The organism is Streptomyces sp. SL06, from assembly GCF_058244745.1.
In genome coordinates this window covers 2,944,899-2,962,474 of the sequence record NZ_JBSYOT010000002.1, presented here as the reverse complement: position 1 = coordinate 2,962,474, position 17,576 = coordinate 2,944,899, and the positions used below count along the sequence as shown (strand labels likewise).

11 protein-coding genes are annotated in these 17,576 nt (G+C 72.9%); 9 read left to right on the top strand and 2 right to left on the bottom strand.

Features of this window, described 5'->3' with window-relative positions; genetic code table 11:
* Positions 1-3 precede the first annotated feature (3 nt).
* From nuoL to recQ, 4 genes are all read left to right on the top strand, one after another.
* Positions 4-1,968, top strand: a complete 1,965-nt coding sequence (gene nuoL, locus AC4IHM_RS13420) for an NADH-quinone oxidoreductase subunit L (protein WP_490867276.1) — start codon at positions 4-6, stop codon at positions 1,966-1,968.
* Between the two features lie 5 nt (positions 1,969-1,973).
* Entirely contained in the window at positions 1,974-3,545 is a 1,572-nt protein-coding gene (locus AC4IHM_RS13415; RefSeq protein ID WP_490867275.1) for an NADH-quinone oxidoreductase subunit M, read from the top strand.
* Positions 3,542-5,200 carry an NADH-quinone oxidoreductase subunit NuoN gene (gene nuoN / locus AC4IHM_RS13410; protein ID WP_490867274.1) on the top strand — a complete coding sequence of 553 codons (1,659 nt, stop codon included), beginning with the start codon at positions 3,542-3,544 and terminating at the stop codon, positions 5,198-5,200. Before AC4IHM_RS13415 ends, nuoN begins: the two co-directional genes overlap by 4 nt.
* A 223-nt stretch (positions 5,201-5,423) precedes the next feature.
* Complete coding sequence (recQ, locus tag AC4IHM_RS13405) at positions 5,424-7,472, top strand: DNA helicase RecQ (protein ID WP_490867273.1); 2,049 nt, start codon at positions 5,424-5,426, stop codon at positions 7,470-7,472.
* A gap of 85 nt (positions 7,473-7,557) precedes the next feature.
* Here recQ and AC4IHM_RS13400 read toward each other — a convergent pair whose 3' ends face one another.
* Positions 7,558-8,496, bottom strand: coding sequence for a M56 family metallopeptidase (locus AC4IHM_RS13400; RefSeq protein WP_490867272.1), 939 nt, complete (start codon positions 8,494-8,496; stop codon positions 7,558-7,560).
* A 276-nt stretch (positions 8,497-8,772) separates the two neighbouring features.
* Positions 8,773-10,005, bottom strand: a complete 1,233-nt coding sequence (gene fahA / locus AC4IHM_RS13395) for a fumarylacetoacetase (RefSeq protein WP_490867271.1) — start codon at positions 10,003-10,005, stop codon at positions 8,773-8,775.
* Between the two features lie 515 nt (positions 10,006-10,520).
* On the opposite strand from fahA, the gene AC4IHM_RS13390 reads away from it, so the two are divergent.
* From AC4IHM_RS13390 to AC4IHM_RS13370, 5 genes are all read left to right on the top strand, one after another.
* Positions 10,521-11,693 (top strand): DegT/DnrJ/EryC1/StrS family aminotransferase, encoded by a 1,173-nt coding sequence (locus tag AC4IHM_RS13390; protein WP_490867270.1) that lies wholly within the window; start codon positions 10,521-10,523, stop codon positions 11,691-11,693.
* On the top strand, positions 11,686-13,929 hold the full coding sequence (locus tag AC4IHM_RS13385; RefSeq protein WP_490867269.1) for a lipopolysaccharide biosynthesis protein: 2,244 nt from the start codon (positions 11,686-11,688) through the stop codon (positions 13,927-13,929). The genes AC4IHM_RS13390 and AC4IHM_RS13385 overlap by 8 nt, the downstream gene beginning before the upstream one ends.
* 289 nt (positions 13,930-14,218) lie before the next feature.
* Positions 14,219-16,015, top strand: coding sequence for a glycosyltransferase (locus tag AC4IHM_RS13380; protein WP_490870825.1), 1,797 nt, complete (start codon positions 14,219-14,221; stop codon positions 16,013-16,015).
* 15 nt (positions 16,016-16,030) lie between these two features.
* Positions 16,031-16,480: a hypothetical protein gene (locus AC4IHM_RS13375; RefSeq protein WP_490867268.1), complete on the top strand. Its 450-nt coding sequence runs from the start codon at positions 16,031-16,033 to the stop codon at positions 16,478-16,480.
* Positions 16,477-17,571 (top strand): glycosyl hydrolase, encoded by a 1,095-nt coding sequence (locus tag AC4IHM_RS13370; protein ID WP_490867267.1) that lies wholly within the window; start codon positions 16,477-16,479, stop codon positions 17,569-17,571. The genes AC4IHM_RS13375 and AC4IHM_RS13370 overlap by 4 nt, the downstream gene beginning before the upstream one ends.
* Positions 17,572-17,576: the final 5 nt, after the last annotated feature.

Genomic DNA, 17,576 nt, shown 5'->3' with positions numbered 1-17,576 from the left:
ATCGTGGAGAACCTGATTGCGCTGCTGGTGGCGGCGCCTCTGCTCGGAGCGGCGGTCCTGCTGTGCGGCGGACGCCGGCTGGACGCCGTCGGCCACTGGATCGGCACGCTGCTGGCCGCCGTGTCCTTCGTGATCGGTGTCGTGCTCTTCGCCGACCTGCTCGGCAGCGGCGCCGAGGACCGCACCCTGACCCAGCACCTGTTCAGCTGGATCCCGGTCGAGGGGTTCCAGGCCGACATCGGCTTCCGGCTCGACCAGTTGTCGATGACCTTCGTCCTGCTGATCACCGGCGTCGGCTCGCTCATCCACCTGTACTCGGTCGCGTACATGGAGCACGACGAGCGGCGCCGCCGCTTCTTCGGCTACCTGAACCTGTTCCTCGCGGCGATGCTGATCCTCGTCCTCGCCGACAACTACCTGCTGCTGTACGTCGGCTGGGAGGGCGTCGGACTCGCCTCCTACCTGCTGATCGGCTTCTGGCAGCACAAGCCGAGCGCCGCCACCGCCGCGAAGAAGGCCTTCCTGGTCAACCGCGTCGGTGACATGGGCCTGTCCATCGCGATCATGCTGATGTTCCTGTGGTTCGGCACCTTCGCCTTCGGGCCGGTGCTCGGCGGCCACGGGGAGGCCGGGCTCGCGGGCGCGGCCGACGAGGGCAAGCTCACCGCGATCGCCCTGATGCTGCTGCTCGCCGCCTGCGGAAAGTCCGCCCAGGTGCCGCTGCAGTCCTGGCTCGGCGACGCGATGGAGGGCCCGACCCCGGTCTCCGCCCTCATCCACGCCGCGACCATGGTGACGGCGGGCGTGTACCTGATCGTCCGCTCCGGTGCGATCTTCAACGGCGCGCCGGACGCCCAGCTGGTGGTCACCGTCGTCGGCGCGGTCACGCTGCTGTTCGGCGCGATCGTCGGTTGCGCGAAGGACGACATCAAGAAGGCGCTGGCCGGCTCGACCATGTCGCAGATCGGCTACATGGTGCTGGCCGCGGGCCTCGGCCCCATCGGCTACGTCTTCGCGATCATGCACCTGGTGACCCACGGCTTCTTCAAGGCCGGGCTGTTCCTCGGCGCCGGCTCCGTCATGCACGGCATGAACGACGAGGTCGACATGCGGCGTTACGGCGGACTGCGCAAGTACATGCCGGTCACCTTCGTCACCTTCGGCCTCGGCTACCTCGCCATCATCGGCTTCCCGGGCCTGTCCGGCTTCTTCTCCAAGGACAAGATCATCGAAGCGGCGTTCGCCAAGGGCGGCACCGAGGGCTGGATCCTCGGCGCCTGCGCCCTGCTGGGCGCGGCCATCACGGCGTACTACATGACGCGCGTGATGCTGATGACGTTCTTCGGCGAGGAGCGCTGGCGCGACGCCCCGGCGCCCTCGCCGGCCAAGCCCGACGTGGAGCCCGCAGCCGAGACCCGCGGCGCCCACGAGCCGCCGCACCCGCACGAGTCGCCGGGGCTCATGACGATCCCGATGATCGTGCTGGCCGTGGGATCGGTCGCGGGCGGCGCCTTCTTCAGCATCGGCGACCGCTTCCTGCACTGGCTGGAGCCCATCACCGGGCACGACCACGGTGACGCGCCGATCAGCGCCGGGGTGGTCACCGGGGCGACGGTGGTCTGCATGGTCGTCGGCGTCGCCCTCGCCTGGGCGCAGTACGGGCGCCGCCCGGTCCCGGCCGTCGCCCCGCGCGGGTCGCTGCTCACCCGGGCCGCCCGGCGCGACCTGCTCCAGGACGACTTCAACCACGTCGTCCTGGTCCGCGGCGGCGAGCACCTCACGCGCTCCCTGGTCTACGTCGACCACACCCTGGTCGACGGGGTGGTCAACGGCACGGCGGCCTCGGTCGGCGGCCTGTCCGGGCGGATGCGCAAGCTGCAGAACGGCTTCGCGCGCTCGTACGCGGTCTCGATGTTCGGCGGTGCGGCACTCCTCGTCGCCGCGACCCTGCTGATGAGGGCGGTCTGATAGCGATGTCCTTTCCCCTGCTGACAGTCACGGCGGCGCTCCCCGCCGTCGGGGCGATCGCCACGGCAGCCGTGCCGGCCGCGCGACGCACCGCGGCCAAGTGGCTGGCGCTGCTGGTCTCGCTGGCCACGCTCGCGCTGGCGGTCACGGTGCTGATCCGTTTCGACCCCGGCGGCGACCGCTACCAGCTCACCGAGTCCCACTCCTGGATCGCGGACTTCGGCGTCCGCTACGAACTGGGCGTGGACGGCATCGCGGTGGCGCTGATCGCGCTGACCGCGCTGCTGATCCCGTTCATCGTCCTGGCCGGCTGGCACGACGCCGACCCGCTGGAGACCGGCTCCAGCCGGTGGCGGCCGACGCAGGGCTTCTTCGCCCTGATCCTGGCCGTCGAGGCGATGGTGATCCTCTCCTTCGAGGCCACCGACGTCTTCCTCTTCTACATCTTCTTCGAAGCCATGCTGATCCCGCTGTACTTCCTGATCGGCGGCTTCGGGGACCGGGCCCACGAGCACGGCGAGAAGACGGCGGCAACGCAACGCTCGTACGCCGCGGTGAAGTTCCTCCTCTACAACCTGGCCGGCGGTCTGATCATGCTGGCCGCGGTGATCGGGCTCTACGTGGTCGCCGGGAACTTCTCGCTCACCGAGATCGCCGCGGCCCGAGCCAACGGCTCCCTCGACATGGCGACCAGCACCGAGCGCTGGCTGTTCCTCGGCTTCTTCTTCGCCTTCGCGGTGAAGGCCCCGCTGTGGCCGCTGCACACCTGGCTGCCCAACGCCATGCAGGAGTCCACCGCCCCGGTCGCCGTGCTCATCACGGCGGTCGTCGACAAGGTCGGCACCTTCGCCATGCTCCGCTTCTGCCTCCAGCTGTTCCCGGAGGCGAGCAAGTGGGCGACGCCGGTCATCCTGGTCCTGGCGGTCGTCAGCATCATCTACGGGGCGCTGCTCGCGGTCGGCCAGCGCGACATCAAGCGGCTGATCGCCTACGCGTCGATCTCGCACTTCGGTTTCATCATCATGGGCATCTTCGCGATGACCAGCCAGGGCCAGTCCGGCGCCACGCTGTACATGGTCAACCACGGCATCTCGACCGCGGTGCTGATGCTGATCGCCGGCTTCCTGATCTCCCGGCGCGGCTCGCGGCTCATCGCCGACTACGGCGGAGTGCAGAAGGTCGCCCCGGTGCTCGCCGGCACCTTCCTGATCGGCGGCCTCGCGACCCTGTCGCTGCCGGGCCTCGCGCCGTTCGTCAGCGAGTTCCTGGTCCTGGTCGGCACGTTCACGCGCTACCCGGTGATCGGCATCATCGCCACCTTCGGCATCGTCCTCGCCGCGCTCTACACCCTCGTCCTCTACCAGCGGACGATGACGGGCCCGGTGCGGGCGGAGGTGTCCTCGATGCCCGACCTGCGGGTGCGTGAGCTGGTCGTCGTGGCGCCGCTGGTGGCGCTGCTGCTCTTCCTGGGCGTCTACCCGAAGCCCGTCACGGACATCGTCGACCCAGCGGTGAGACAGACCATGTCCGACGTTCAGAAGAAGGACCCCCAGCCCGAGGTGGAGGCGGCCAAGTGAGCGCAACAGCCGTCCACAGCCTGTGGACAACGGCGGCGGCAGCGGCCGACCCGATTGCCAAGATCGACGCACCGAAGATCGAGTACGGGCAGATCTCGCCCGTCCTCGTGATCATCGGCGCGGCGGTCATCGGCATCCTGGTCGAGGCCTTCGTGCCGCGCAGATCCCGCTACTACGCCCAGATGTTCGTGTCCGTCGTCGCGATCGTCGCCGCCTTCGCCGCGGTCGTCGCGCTCGCGACGAGGGGATACGGCACGACGAAGGCGGGCATCACGGCCATGGGCGCCGTCGCCGTCGACGGACCGGCCCTGTTCCTCCAGGGCACCATCCTGCTGACCAGCCTGGTCGCCCTGTTCACCTTCGCCGAGCGGCGGCTCGACCCGGAGGCGCACGGCAACCGCGTCGACTCCTTCGTCGCGCAGGCCGCCGCCGTGCCGGGCAGCGAGAACGAACAGAAGGCGGTGAAGGCCGGGTTCACCACCACCGAGGTGTTCCCGCTGCTGCTCTTCGCCGTCGCCGGCATGCTGGTCTTCCCGGCGGCCAACGACCTGCTGACGCTCTTCGTGGCCCTGGAGGTCTTCTCCCTCCCGCTGTACCTGCTGTGCGCGCTGGCCCGCCGCAAGCGGCTCATGTCGCAGGAGGCGGCCGTCAAGTACTTCCTGCTCGGCGCCTTCGCCTCGGCGTTCACCCTGTTCGGCATCGCCCTGCTCTACGGCTACGCGGGCTCCATGTCGTACGGCACCATCGCGCAGGTCGTCGACGGCACCGTGCAGAGCGTCACACCGGCGCTCGCCGACACCATGGGCAACGACGCGCTGCTGCTGGTCGGCTCCGCGCTGATCGTCATGGGCCTGCTGTTCAAGGTGGGCGCGGTGCCGTTCCACATGTGGACGCCGGACGTGTACCAGGGCGCGCCGACGCCCGTGACCGGCTTCATGGCGGCGGCGACCAAGGTGGCCGCCTTCGGCGCCCTGCTGCGCATCCTCTACGTCGTCCTGCCCGGCCTGCGCTGGGACTGGCGGCCGGTGATGTGGGGCGTGGCGATCATCACCATGCTGGGCGGCGCGATCGTCGCCATCACGCAGACGGACATCAAGCGGCTGCTGGCGTACTCGTCGATCGCGCACGCGGGCTTCATCCTCGCCGGTGTCATCGCGACCACCCCGGAGGGCATCTCGTCCGTCCTCTTCTACCTGGGCGCGTACTCCTTCGTCACGATCGGCGCCTTCGCCGTGGTGACGCTGGTGCGCGACGCGGGCGGCGAGGCGACGCACCTGTCGAAGTGGGCGGGGCTCGGCCGCAGGTCGCCGTTGGTGGCCGCGGTGTTCGCCGTGTTCCTGCTGGCCTTCGCGGGCATCCCGCTGACCTCCGGGTTCGCCGGCAAGTTCGCCGTGTTCAAGGCGGCGGCGGAGGGCGGCGCGGCCCCGCTGGTCGTGGTCGGTGTGATCTCCTCGGCGATCGCCGCGTTCTTCTACATCCGTGTGATCGTGCTGATGTTCTTCAGCGAGCCGAGGCCGGAGGGCCCGACCGTCGCGGTGCCCTCACCGCTGACGATGACGGCGATCGGCGTCGGGGTGGCGGTCACCGTGGTGCTGGGTGTGGCCCCGCAGTACTTCCTGGACCTGGCGGGACAGGCGGGGGTGTTCGTGCGCTGACGCGGCGCCCGCGCCCGGCCGGTACGGCGGCCCGGCACCCCTCGGGGGTGCCGGGCCGCCGCCGTGTGCGCGTGGACCGGTCGCCGGGAGACGGTCCGCGACGGGTGAGCCTGTGGATAACTCCGTGGCTGTCGGCGCGGACCCCTATCGTTGAGGCAGTGGTCGGGGCAGGACGGACCAGGCGGGCCGGACGGGCGCGGCAGGACGTACGGGGGACGGGAAGATGGGCGGGACGGGTGTGATCGGCGAGACGGCACAGTCAGCAGGGGTGAGGCAGGTGGACGGCGACGTCAGCGAGGCGGTGGCCACGCTGCACCGGGTCTTCGGGTATGAGGCCTTCCGCGGCGAGCAGGAGGCGGTCGTCGAGCATGTGGTGGCGGGCGGCGACGCCGTCGTGCTCATGCCGACCGGCGGCGGCAAGTCGCTGTGCTACCAGATTCCCTCCCTGGTCAGGCCCGGCACCGGGATCGTGGTCTCGCCGCTCATCGCGCTGATGCAGGACCAGGTGGACGCGCTGCGGGCGCTCGGCGTGCGGGCCGGCTTCATGAACTCCACGCAGGACTTCGACGAGCGGCGCGTGGTGGAGGCCGAGTTCCTCGCCGGCGAGCTGGACCTGCTGTATCTGGCGCCCGAGCGGCTGCGCCTTGAGGGCACCCTCGACCTGCTCTCCCGGGGCAAGATCTCCCTGTTCGCCATCGACGAGGCGCACTGCGTCTCGCAGTGGGGCCACGACTTCCGGCCCGACTACCTCGCCCTGTCCCTGCTCGGCGAGCGCTGGCCGGACGTGCCCCGGCTCGCGCTCACGGCGACGGCCACGCACGCGACCCACCGCGAGATCACCGAGCGGCTGGACATGCCGTCGGCGCGGCACTTCGTCGCCAGCTTCGACCGGCCCAACATCCAGTACCGGATCGTGCCGAAGTCCGACCCCAAGAAGCAACTGCTTGGCTTCCTGCGCGAGGAGCACGCGGGGGACGCGGGCATCGTGTACTGCCTCTCGCGCAACTCGGTCGAGAAGACCGCCGAGTTCCTCTCGCGCAACGGCGTCGAGGCCGTCCCGTACCACGCGGGCCTGGACGCGGGCACGCGCGCGGCGCACCAGTCGAGGTTCCTGCGCGAGGAGGGCCTGGTCGTCGTGGCGACCATCGCCTTCGGCATGGGCATCGACAAGCCGGACGTGCGGTTCGTCGCCCACCTGGACCTGCCCAAGTCCGTCGAGGGCTACTACCAGGAGACCGGCCGCGCCGGACGCGACGGGCTGCCGTCCACGGCCTGGATGGCGTACGGCCTCAATGACGTCATACAGCAGCGCAAGCTGATCCAGTCCGGCGAGGGCGACGAGGTGTTCCGCCGCCGGGCCCAGTCCCACCTGGACGCGATGCTCGCCCTGTGCGAGACCGTCCAGTGCCGCCGCGGTCAGCTCCTCGCCTACTTCGGGCAGGACCCGGACCGGCCCGGCTGCGGCAACTGCGACACCTGTCTCACCCCGCCCGAGACCTGGGACGGCACGGTCGCGGCACAGAAGGCGCTGTCGACCGTGGTGCGGCTGAAGCGGGAGCGGGGGCAGAAGTTCGGCGCCGGACAGATCATCGACATCCTGCTGGGCAAGCGCACCGCCAAGGTCATCCAGTTCGACCACGACCAGCTCTCCGTGTTCGGCATCGGCGAGGAGCTGTCCGAGGGCGAGTGGCGGGGCGTCGCCCGGCAGTTGCTGGCCCAGGGCCTGCTCGCGGTCGAGGGCGAGTACGGCACGCTGGTGCTGACCGAGGCCAGCGGAGAGGTGCTGCGGCGGGAGCGCGAGGTGCCGCTGCGCAAGGAGCCCAAGAAGCCGGCGGCGGCGCGCGCGACGACCGCCCGCGGTGACCGCAAGGCCAGGACGGCGGCGGCCGAGCTGCCCGAGGAGCTGCTGCCCGCCTTCGAGGCACTGCGCGCCTGGCGGGCCGAGCAGGCCCGGGAGCAGGGCGTCCCGGCGTACGTCATCTTCCACGACGCCACCCTCCGGGAGATCGCCACCGTGTGGCCCACCTCGGTCGGGCAGCTCGGCGGCATCAGCGGCGTCGGCGAGAAGAAGCGCGCGACGTACGGCGAGGGCGTGATCGAGGTGCTGGCGGGACTGGCCGCACCGGCCGCTGCCCCCGCACCGGCCGCTGCCCCCGCGCCGGCGACCGCACCGGCCCCGTCGACCGGTCCGGGCACCGGTTCCGGCGCGCACCCCGGCGCGGACGACTGGCCCGAGCACGAGCCGGAGCCCGAGCCCGACGACTGGATATAGACGAGGCGTTCGGCCGGTTCACGCCGGAAGACCGCCGCGTCGGGCGCGCGCGGCTGTGGCGGCCACGGGCGGTTCCGGCCGCTGCTCAGGCCAGGGCCGTCAGGCCCGGGGCGAAGGTGATCAGCAGCGGGAGGAGGGGGATCAGGGCGGCCGTCGCCGTGGTGAGGGCTCTGTGCCGGGGGAGCAGACGGGGCGGGGGTGCCAGGAGGCGGTCGACGCGTTCGCCGAGGAGGCGGTGGCTGGAGGCGCAAGACAGGACGCCGCGGTGCTGGTTCAGCTCGATCAGCGCCAGCGCCGTCGTCAGGTGGCCGCAGCGGCGGGAGGCGGTGTCGTCCGCGGCGAGTTCGACCAGGCGGTGGGTCTGCTCACAGAAGTGGGCGAACAGCGGGACACGCGGGAAGCCGGTGGCCAGCGCGGTGGACAGATGCAGCAGCCAGTCGTGGCGGGCCTGGGCGTGGCCCCGCTCGTGGGTGAGGACGGCGTCGAGCTGATGGTCGGTGAGGCGGTGCAGGGCGCCGGTGGTGACGATGAGCTGCGCCGGGCTGCCGGGCATCCACCAGGCGTCCGGATACTCGTCCTCCAGGACCAGCAGGGGCCCGCGGGCGCCCGGGAGCCCGGCGGGCAGTTCGGGGGCACGCTCACGCAGGTGGGCGCGGGACAGGGCGCGCCGGCGGCGGGCCTCGACGAGTTCGCGGGCGAGCATGGCGGTCGTCCAGGCGGCGCCCCCGGCCAGCAGCAGGGTGACCCCGGCCGTCCAGGGCGGGCCGGCGGAGAGGTTGTACGCCGCGGTCACCGCCGGTGGCGCGGGGGCGAAGAGCTGGGCGCGGACGGTGCCGAAGACGGCGGCGGCACCGAGGGCGAGGGCCGTCAGGCAGCACAGCAGGACCGTGGCGACCAGGCACTGCCACACCCACAGCGCGACCACGGGGTCCCGCTCGGGCCACGCGGACCGGGTCAGCGCGCGCGGGACCGGCACCGCGGCGGTCACGGCGACGGCGAACAGCAGGAGCAGGCAGACGGTCATGCCACGGGCTCCGGATCCTGATCGGAAGGGCGTGCGGCTCTGGCTGTGCTGGATCTGGGCTGGACTGGAATCTGAGCTGGACTGGATCTGTGCGGGGCGGCCGGGCGGTGCTCGCTGCGCGGTGGTGCCGCGGCGCCGGTCGTGCCGGGCCCGGTGGACACGGGGGCATCCGGCCCACGGAGGTGCCGCGCGCACCGCCCGACGCCAGTATGACGCCGCCGGGCGGTGTGAGTCAGGTGTCGGCGGGCACCGAATCCGGGACGCGGGGGTGCGGGGCTATCGCCCGGCCGTCTGCCCGACCACCCGGCCGGTCACCTCGCCGAGCCCCACCCGGACGCCGTCCGGCCCCGGCGCCCAGGCCGAGAGGGTCACCACGTCCCCGTCCTCCAGGAACGTCCGCTTGCCGTCGGGAAGTTCCAGGGGCTCGCGGCCGTTCCAGGTCAGTTCCAGCAGCGAGCCGCGTTCCCGCTCGGCGGGCCCGCTCACCGTGCCCGAGCCGTAGAGGTCGCCGGTGCGCAGCGAGGCGCCGTTGACCGTCATGTGGGCCAACTGCTGGGCGGCCGTCCAGTACATGGTGGAGAACGGCGGCTCGGAGACGACGTGGCCGTTCAGGGCGACGGAGATCCGCAGGTCGTAGCCTGCGGGTTCGTCCTGCTCCCCGGCCGTGTCGTCGAGGTAGGGCAGCAGCTCGTGCGTGCGCTCGGGCGGCGCCACCCGGGCCTCCTCCAGGGCGTCCAGCGGCGTGATCCACGCGGACACCGACGTGGCGAAGGACTTGCCGAGGAACGGGCCGAGGGGGACGTACTCCCAGGCCTGCACGTCCCGCGCCGACCAGTCGTTGAGCAGGCAGAGCCCGAAGACGTGCGCGCGGAAGTCGCCGAGCCCCACCGGAGTGCCCCTTTGCGACGGCACGCCCACCACGAAGCCGACCTCGGCCTCGATGTCGAGGCGGACGGACGGGCCGAACACCGGGGCGGCGTCGGCCGGGGCCTTGCGCTGCCCGGACGGCCGCACGACGTCCGTGCCCGACACGACGACCGTGCCGGAGCGGCCGTGGTAGCCGATCGGCAGGTGCTTCCAGTTCGGCGTGAGGGAGTCCGCGGCGTCGGGGCGGAAGATCCGGCCGACGTTGCGGGCGTGGTTCTCGGAGGCGTAGAAGTCGACGTAGTCCGCCACCTCGAAGGGCAGGTGCAGGCTCACCGACGACAGCGGGTGGAACAGCGGCTCCAGGGTCTCGCGGTGCGAGGGGACCGTCACCCAGGCGGTCAGCGCGCGCCGCACGTCGGACCAGGCCGTGCGGCCGGCCGCCAGCAGCGGGTTCAGGGTGGGCCGCGCGAGCAGGGAGGCGTACGGCGACCCGAGTGCGTGGGCCGCCGCGCCGGCGTCGAGGACGTGGTCGCCGAGCCGGACGCCCACGGTCGGCTCCCGCGTGCCGGGGATCGAGAACACGCCGTACGGAAGGTTGTGCGGGCCGAAGGGATCGCCCTCGGGGACATCGAAGGGGGGCATCGGGTGCTGCCTCGCTTTCGTGCTCGCCAGGTGCGCCGTGCGCGCCATGTGCGCCGTGCGCCGCCGTGTGCGCCACGTGATCGGGTGTGTGCCACGTGGCGCGTGGTCGGGCCACACGTTACGGGTGGCATGCCGGTCTTGGGCAGTGCGCGGGGACGTGGCGCCGCGTGCCGGTCAGCTCGCGCGCAGGCGGTCTGACGTGCGAGGAGCGCCCCGGGAGCCGGTGCGCGGGGCGAGCGGAGGGACCGGTGGGAGGGCTCCCGGGCCGTCGGCGCGCGCCCGCGTACGGGGCCGTGGAGGTGGCACTCCGCTTCCGCTCGGGCACGGGAAGTTGTCCACAGGCCGGTACGCAATCTTGACGCAGTGGTGCGAACGGGGCGACTCTGGGCGGGTGCCGGAAGGTCTCGGGGAGGGGGCCTTCGACGGCACACCAGGGGGAGCGGATGGCCATTGGGGAGGCCGGTCCGGGTTCGGTGCGGGATGGTTCGCGGCCGAGGAGACGGCTGGAAGCGACCATGCGCGGCCGGCTCGGCCGGGAGTGCGTGTATGTACCGTCGTGCCGTTTCGGGCTGTACGCGGCACTGCGTCACTGGTGCCCGCCGGGCGGCCGGGTGCTGATGTCGCCGGTCAACGACGACGTGATCCTCTTCGTGGTGCTGGCGGCCGGGCTGCGGCCGGTGCAGGCGCCGCTGAAGGCGTCGGACGCCTCCATCGACGTCGACGCCGTGCCTGACGAGGTGTGGGGCTCGCTGTCCGCCGTACTGACGACCAACCTGTACGGGAACCCGGACCCGGCGCCCGCCCTGCGGGCCCGCTGCGACGCCCTGGGCATCCCGCTGATCGAGGACGCGGCGCACGCCATCGGCAGCGAGGTGGGCGGCCGGCCGGTCGGCGCCTGGGGCGACGCCTCCGTCTTCAGCCTGTCCAAGCATGTCGGAGCCAAGGCCGGGGGCATCCTCGCGGTCGCCGACCCGGGGCTGCGGGAGACGCTGGAGAAGACCTGCGACGAGCTGCTGCTGCCGCGCCGTACGACGGCCGAAGTCGCCTACGCCCTGCGGCCGTACGCGGAGGCCGCCGTACGCGGGCTGCGGCTGCGGCGCGCCGCCTGGGCCACGATGCGGCTGCTGGGGCTGACGGAGCGGGACGAGATCCGGATGCCGCTGCGTCCGGCCGAGCTGGCGCGCGCGGCGGCGTCGGCCCCCGGCCTCGACGCCCACGACCCCTGGGTCCGTGTCGACATGCACGACTACCGGCTGCGCGCCGGCCGCTTCCGGCTCGGGCGCGTCGGGCGCCGGCTCGACCGGCTGGACGACGTGCTCGCGGGCTGCCGTGCGGGCACGGAGCTGCTGCTGTCGACCCGCTGGGCGACGCGGGCCGGGCATGCGGAAGCGCCGGGCGGGGTACGGCCGTTGTTCCGGGTGCCGCTGCTGGTGGCGGACCGGGACGCGGCGGTCCGGGCGCTGGCCCGGCGCGGCATCGTCGTCGGCTACCTCTACGACCCGCCCCTGGACGACTACGCGGGCGCCGCCTTCACCGACCCGTCGCCCTCGCCCGAGGGGGCGCGCTGGTTCGCGCGGCACGCGCTGCCCGTGGATCCGCTGCGGGCCCGCGCGGTGGTCGCGGCGCTCGATGAGTCGGGAGCGCAACCCGCCGAGGTGCCGGAAGGGCTGGTTCCGTCCGGTGGCTGAGACCCGGGTGCAGGAGGCCGCGGCGGCACCCGCGGGCGGCGGCCCGACACCGCCGGCGGGCGGGCACGGTGGCGACTCGCTCTTCAAGAACGCCTACTTCCTGATGCTCAGCACCGGCGTCTCCGCCGTACTCGGCCTGGGCTTCTGGCTCGTGGCCGCCCGCTACTACTCGCAGGAGGCCGTCGGGCAGGGCTCCGCCGCCATCGCCGCCATGCGGCTGCTCGCCAGCGTCACGGCGACCACGATGATCGGCGCCGTGGTCCGCTTCGTGCCGCGGGCCGGCCGGGCGACCGGGCCGCTGGTGTGGCGCGCGTACGCGGCCAGTTCGGTGGTCGTCGCCGCGGCCGCCGTCGTCTTCCTGCTCACCCTCGACCTGTGGGGCGCGTCGTACGCCCCGCTGGGCACGGCGGGGGCGGGGGCGCTGTTCGTCGCCGCGTGTGTGGCCTGGGCGCTGCTCACCCTCCAGGACGGCGTGCTGACCGGGCTGCGCAAGGCGGAGTGGGTGCCCGCGGGGAACGCGGTGTTCTCGGTCGGGAAGCTGGTCCTGCTGGCCGTCTTCGCCGGCACGCTGCCGGTGCTCGGCATCTTCGTGTCCTGGGCCGTGGCCATCGCCTTCTCCACCCTGCCGCTCGGCTGGCTGATCTTCCGCCGGCTCATTCCGCGCCAGGCCGCCGCCGACCACGACGTGGAGCCGCCCAGGGCACGGGAGATGGGCCGGTTCCTGGCCGGGGACTCGCTGGGCGCGGTGTTCAGCCTGGCGATGATCAACCTGCTGCCGGTGATGGTGGCGGTGCACTTCAGCGCCGCGCAGAACGGCTACTTCTACGTGGCCTACACCGTCGGCGGCACGATGGAGTTCATGGCCATCAACATGGCCTCGTCCCTCACCGCGCACGCCTCGCACGACCCGCGCCGCCTCGCCGACGGCGTCCGCGGAGCGCTGCGCCGCATGACGCTGCTGCTGGTGCCGGTGGTGCTCTTCCTGGTCGTCTTCGCCCCGCAGATCCTCGCGCCCTTCGACCGGGACTACGCCGAGCACGGCTCTACGGTGCTGCGGCTGCTCGCCGTCGGGGCGCTGCCGAGGATCGTGGTCGAGCTGTACATCGGGGTGCTGCGCGTCCAGGGGCGCACCGGCGTGCTCGCGGCGGTGCAGGGTGCCATGTGCGTCCTCGTGCTGGGCAGCGCGGCGATGCTGTTCTCGCCGGCCGGGATCGCGGGCGCCGGCTGGGCGGTGCTGGTGAGCATGACGGTGGTCGCCGTCGGCTGCGTGCCCGGACTGCGCGCCGTCCTGCGCGGCGCCGACCGGGCCGGTGGTTCCGGCGGGCCCGGCGGCCGGAAGCCGGGCCCCGGCACCTCCTACGGCACCCGCTGGGCCCGGCTGAACGCCACCGCGGGGTACGGCACGAGCTGGGCCCGGCGGGCGGCGTACGAGGGAGAGCGCTCCGACGAGGTGCCACGGGGGGACACCGTCGCCCTGTCCGCCGGGCGACCGGGGTACGAAAGGCAGGGCCCGGCGGCGGACACCCCCGCGGTGATCGCCCGGCGCCCCGGCCCCGAGGCGCCACCCGGGCCGATCCCTGAGCGCCGTCTCCGGGCGGTCCTGTGGACGCTGCTCGGTGTGGCCGCCGTGGTCTTCTGGTGGGCGTTGCGCGACCTGCCGTGGCTCGGCGGCGGCACGAACGCCGGGTCCGAGGTGACCGGACAGGAGCTGTTGCGGGGGCTGCCCCCGCCGGCGCTGGTCGCGGGGACCCTGCTGCTCGTGGTGTTCGTGGCGGCCGTGACCCTGTGCGCCGTGCCCGACCCGCGGCTGCCCGGCACCGCGCTGGGCGCCGCCGTACTCGCCCTGTACGCGGCGCCCGTCGCGCTCGGCCGGGAACCGGAGGCGGTCGGCGGACAGTTGTACGCGAAGGCGGCCGGGCCGCTCGCGCAGGCGCTGGGGCTCGACGGGCCCGGCCCATTGCTGCGCTGGACGCCGCTCGTCCTCCAGGTGCTGTGTCTCGTGCCGCTGTGGCTGCTGCTCGCCAAGCTGGGCGGCCGGCTGCCGTGGCCGGGACGCTGGGGGCTTGTGTATCTCGCCGCGGTGGCGGGCTGGGTCTGGCGTGCGCAGCTCGCGCCCCTCGCGCCGCCGCTGCTCCTGCTGCTCCTCCTCGCCGTCCTGCTCCTGTCGCCGCGCCGTCCGGCCCTCCCGGCGGAGCCCCCGCACCGCACCAGACCGAACGGCACGTCCAGGGACTGATCAAGCACAGAGCCGAATCGCCAGGGCCGAATCGTCAGGGGGAACCGTCGTGCGTCCGCCAGCAAGCCCACGGGAGAGGTCCGCACCAGAGCCCGTGTCCGGGCAGGAGACCCCGGACGCGCGGGCCCGGGACGCGACCGCGTCCGGCCGCACCTCGCAGGAGTCGGCCGGCACCTCCGGCGACGACGTGTCCGCCCGGCCCGGCCGGATGCCCACCCCGCCGGGCATCGCGGGTGCCCACCGCCCGCCTGCCACGCGGGGGCCCTTCCGCTCCGTACCCGGGCCGCCCGTGACGGATCTGTCCGACCTCGACCCCTTCTTCCGGCCCGTCCGCGTCGCCGCCGCCCGGCCGGCCGTCCCCCTGCTCGCCGCACTCGCCCTGTGGGTCTACGCGGTACGGCACACCGACGTGTCGGGGCTGGACGACTTCGGCCTCGTCAGCGCGCTGCACCCCACCTTCTGGGCCGGGCTCGTGCTGCTCACCGGAGGCTTCTGGTACACGGCCCGCGACCCGCGCCGAGGCAACGGCTGGTCGCTCGCGTACGTCCTGGGCCTGCTGGTGATGGAGCGGGCCACCCAGGCCGTCCTCTATCCCACCCCGCTGTACGCGTGGGCGTGGAAGCACGACGCGGTCGTCGACCACCTGCTCACGTCCGGCGGCCTGCAGAGCGCGGACCGGCTCGGTGACATGGCCGTCTACGACCAGTGGCCCGGCTTCTTCGCCGCGCAGGCCGCGCTGGTGCGGCTGCTGGGCGTGGACAGCGCCGCGATGTACATGGCCTGGTGGCCACTGGTCTCCGGCGTCCTGCTGCTGCTCCCGCTGCTGCTGATCTACCGGACCTTCACCCAGGACCGGCGGCTGATCTGGACCGCGGTGTGGCTGTTCTGCGTCGCCAACTGGGTGGGCCAGGACTACTTCTCCCCGCAGTCCGTCGCCTTCCTCCTGCACCTGGGCGTGATCGCGGTGGTACTGCGCCGCTACGGCCGCTCCGGCGGGCGCGGCGTCGGGCAGCGGCCCGCGGTGTGGACCGTGCTGCTCAGCGTGCTGGTCGTCGCCGTCGTCGTCTCGCACCAGCTGACACCCGGCATGCTCGTCGTCACGCTCGTCGCCCTGGCCCTCACCCGCCGTCACCGGGACTGGGTACCGGCGGCCACGACGGTCGTGATCTTCCTGGCCTGGTGCCTCACCGCCGCGCTGCCCTTCCTGTCCGCCGCCATGCCGGACATGATCCGCTCCGTCGGCGACATCGGCGCCAACGTCGAGACCGGGTACGGGACCACCCCCACCGGCACCGGGGCGGTGGTGACCTCCTGGGCTGCCCGCCTGCTGTCGGGATCGGTCCTGCTGCTCGCGCTGGCCGGAGTGCTGCGCCGGCGGGTGCTGCGGCACCGTGCGCTGCCGCTGCTGGTGGTCGCGGCGGCCCCGCTGCCGATGTTCGTGGCGAGCAGCTACGGCAGCGAGATGATCTTCCGGGTACTGATGTTCATGCTGCCGGGCGCGGCCTTCTTCGCCGCCGCCGCGCTGCTGCCCAGGGTCCGCACCCCGGCCGGCGCCGCGCGGGGGGCGGGCGGACGGCCACCGGTCACGCCCGCCCCCTCGCCGCGGTACGGCGGGTGGGCGGCGCCGCTCGTGCTGCTCGCCGCGACCCTCGCGTTCGTGCCGAGCTACTCGGGCAAGGACCGCGTCAGCTACTTCCCGCCCAGCGAAGTGGCCCTGGTCCAGGGGCTCTTCGACCAGGCACCCGACAACTCCCTGGTCGTCGCCGCCAACCGGAACTACCCGCTCGCCTACGAGCAGTACTGGCGGGTCGACCACTACTGGTTCCTCGACGACGACCGGCGGCACGTCGACGAGATCGTGCGCGACCCGGCCACCGTCCTCGCCCGCGACATGGCCGCCGTGGCGGAACCGGCCCGCGCCTACTTCCTGCTCACCCAGGGCCAGATGGCCAACTCGGAGATGAACGGCCAGTTGGACGAGGCCCAGTTGGAGCGCCTGCGGGAGTCCGTGGCCGCGTCCCCGAGATTCCGGCTGGTCGCGGAGAACGACGCGGGCGTGCTCTACGTCCTGGAACCGGCGAGCTGAGGAGGGGCGCGAGCCATGACACCGCAGGACCTCGTGATCCGTATGCTGCCCCCGTTCGGCGGCTGGCTGGCGCTCGCCGCGCTCGCCCTGCCCGACGGCTCACCGCCGCGCGGCGCGGCGGTCGTCGCCTTCCTGACCGTCGGCCCGGGTGCTGCCCTGGTCGGGATCTGCGGCCCGGCGCTGCGGGCCCGCCGTGCCGAGGGCCCCGTCGAGCGCGCGGACGCGGCCTTCGAACGCCACTCCGACCTGCTCGAACGGCTGATGCTGGCCGTTCTGTTGAGCGTGAGCGGCGCGATGCTCGTCGCCACGGTACTGATAGCCGCGCACGCCTTCAGCGGGGAGCGCGTCCTGCTGACGCTCACCCTGCTGACCACGCTCGCCGCGTTCTGCCCGCGCCTGCGTGCCGCCCCGCCGCCCGGGGAGTCCGGGGCGGCGCCGAGGACACGGAAGGGTTCCGCTCTGTGAGGTTCGCCCGTCCCGCCCGCCGCGGACCCAGGGCCCTCGTGGCCCGGGGCCGACGCCGTCTGCTGATCACGACCGTGGCGGCCGTCTGCGCGGTCCTGGTCGCGGTGCTCGCCCTGCGCGACGCCTCCGGCCCGGCCGGCTCGGCCGACGACGCGAGGTGCCGCCCGACCGCGCTCCTCGAACCGCCCTGCGGAGCCTGGTTCGGCGCCTTCGTGCCGCACGACAGGTCCGACCTGGCCGAGAAGGTGCACGCCTACGAGGAGAAGGCCGGCCGCAGGCTCGACATCGTGTACACGTACCACGACATGTCCGCGGTCACGCGGACCCGCCAGGAGGGCCGGCTGCTCACCGAGCAGGAGCAGCGCGTCGGCGAGGACCGCATGCTGCTGCTGTCCTGGGAGAGCAAGTGGTGGGGCGGCACACAGCGGCAGCAGCCCACCTGGAGGCAGATCGCCGACGGCGACCTGGACGCCTCCGTGATCGACGTCCAGGCACGGCGCGTCAGGGAGTACGGGGAGCGCACGGGGAAGAAGGTGTTCCTCTCCTTCGACCTGGAGATGGACACCCGCACGCCGGACAACGGCACCCCGGCCGACTACGTCCGGGCCTACCGGCACATCCACGACCGGTTCCGGGAGCTGGGCGTGGACAACGTCGTGTGGACCTGGATCATCACCGGCTACCTGAACCACGCCGACCTGTTCGAGCAGATGTATCCGGGGGACGACTACGTCGACTGGATCGGCTACAACCAGTACAACTACTACCTGTGCCACAAGACGGACTGGCGCAGCTTCGCCCGGACGCAGCACGCCACCCACGACTGGATCCGCGCCCACCTGTCGGCCGACAAGCCCCTGATGCTCTCGGAGTTCGGCAGCGCGTCCGATCCGGAGCGGCCGGACCGGCAGGCGCAGTGGTACGCGCAGGTGCCCCGGGTGCTCAAGGACCTGGACGGCGTCAAGGCGGCCCTCCAGTGGAACCACCGCGATCCGGGCCCGCACTGCGACCTGTCCGTGGCAGACGACCGGGCGTGGGCGGCCCTGCGCAAGGCCGTCGCCGACCCCCTCCTCAACCAGCCGCTTGACTGACCGGG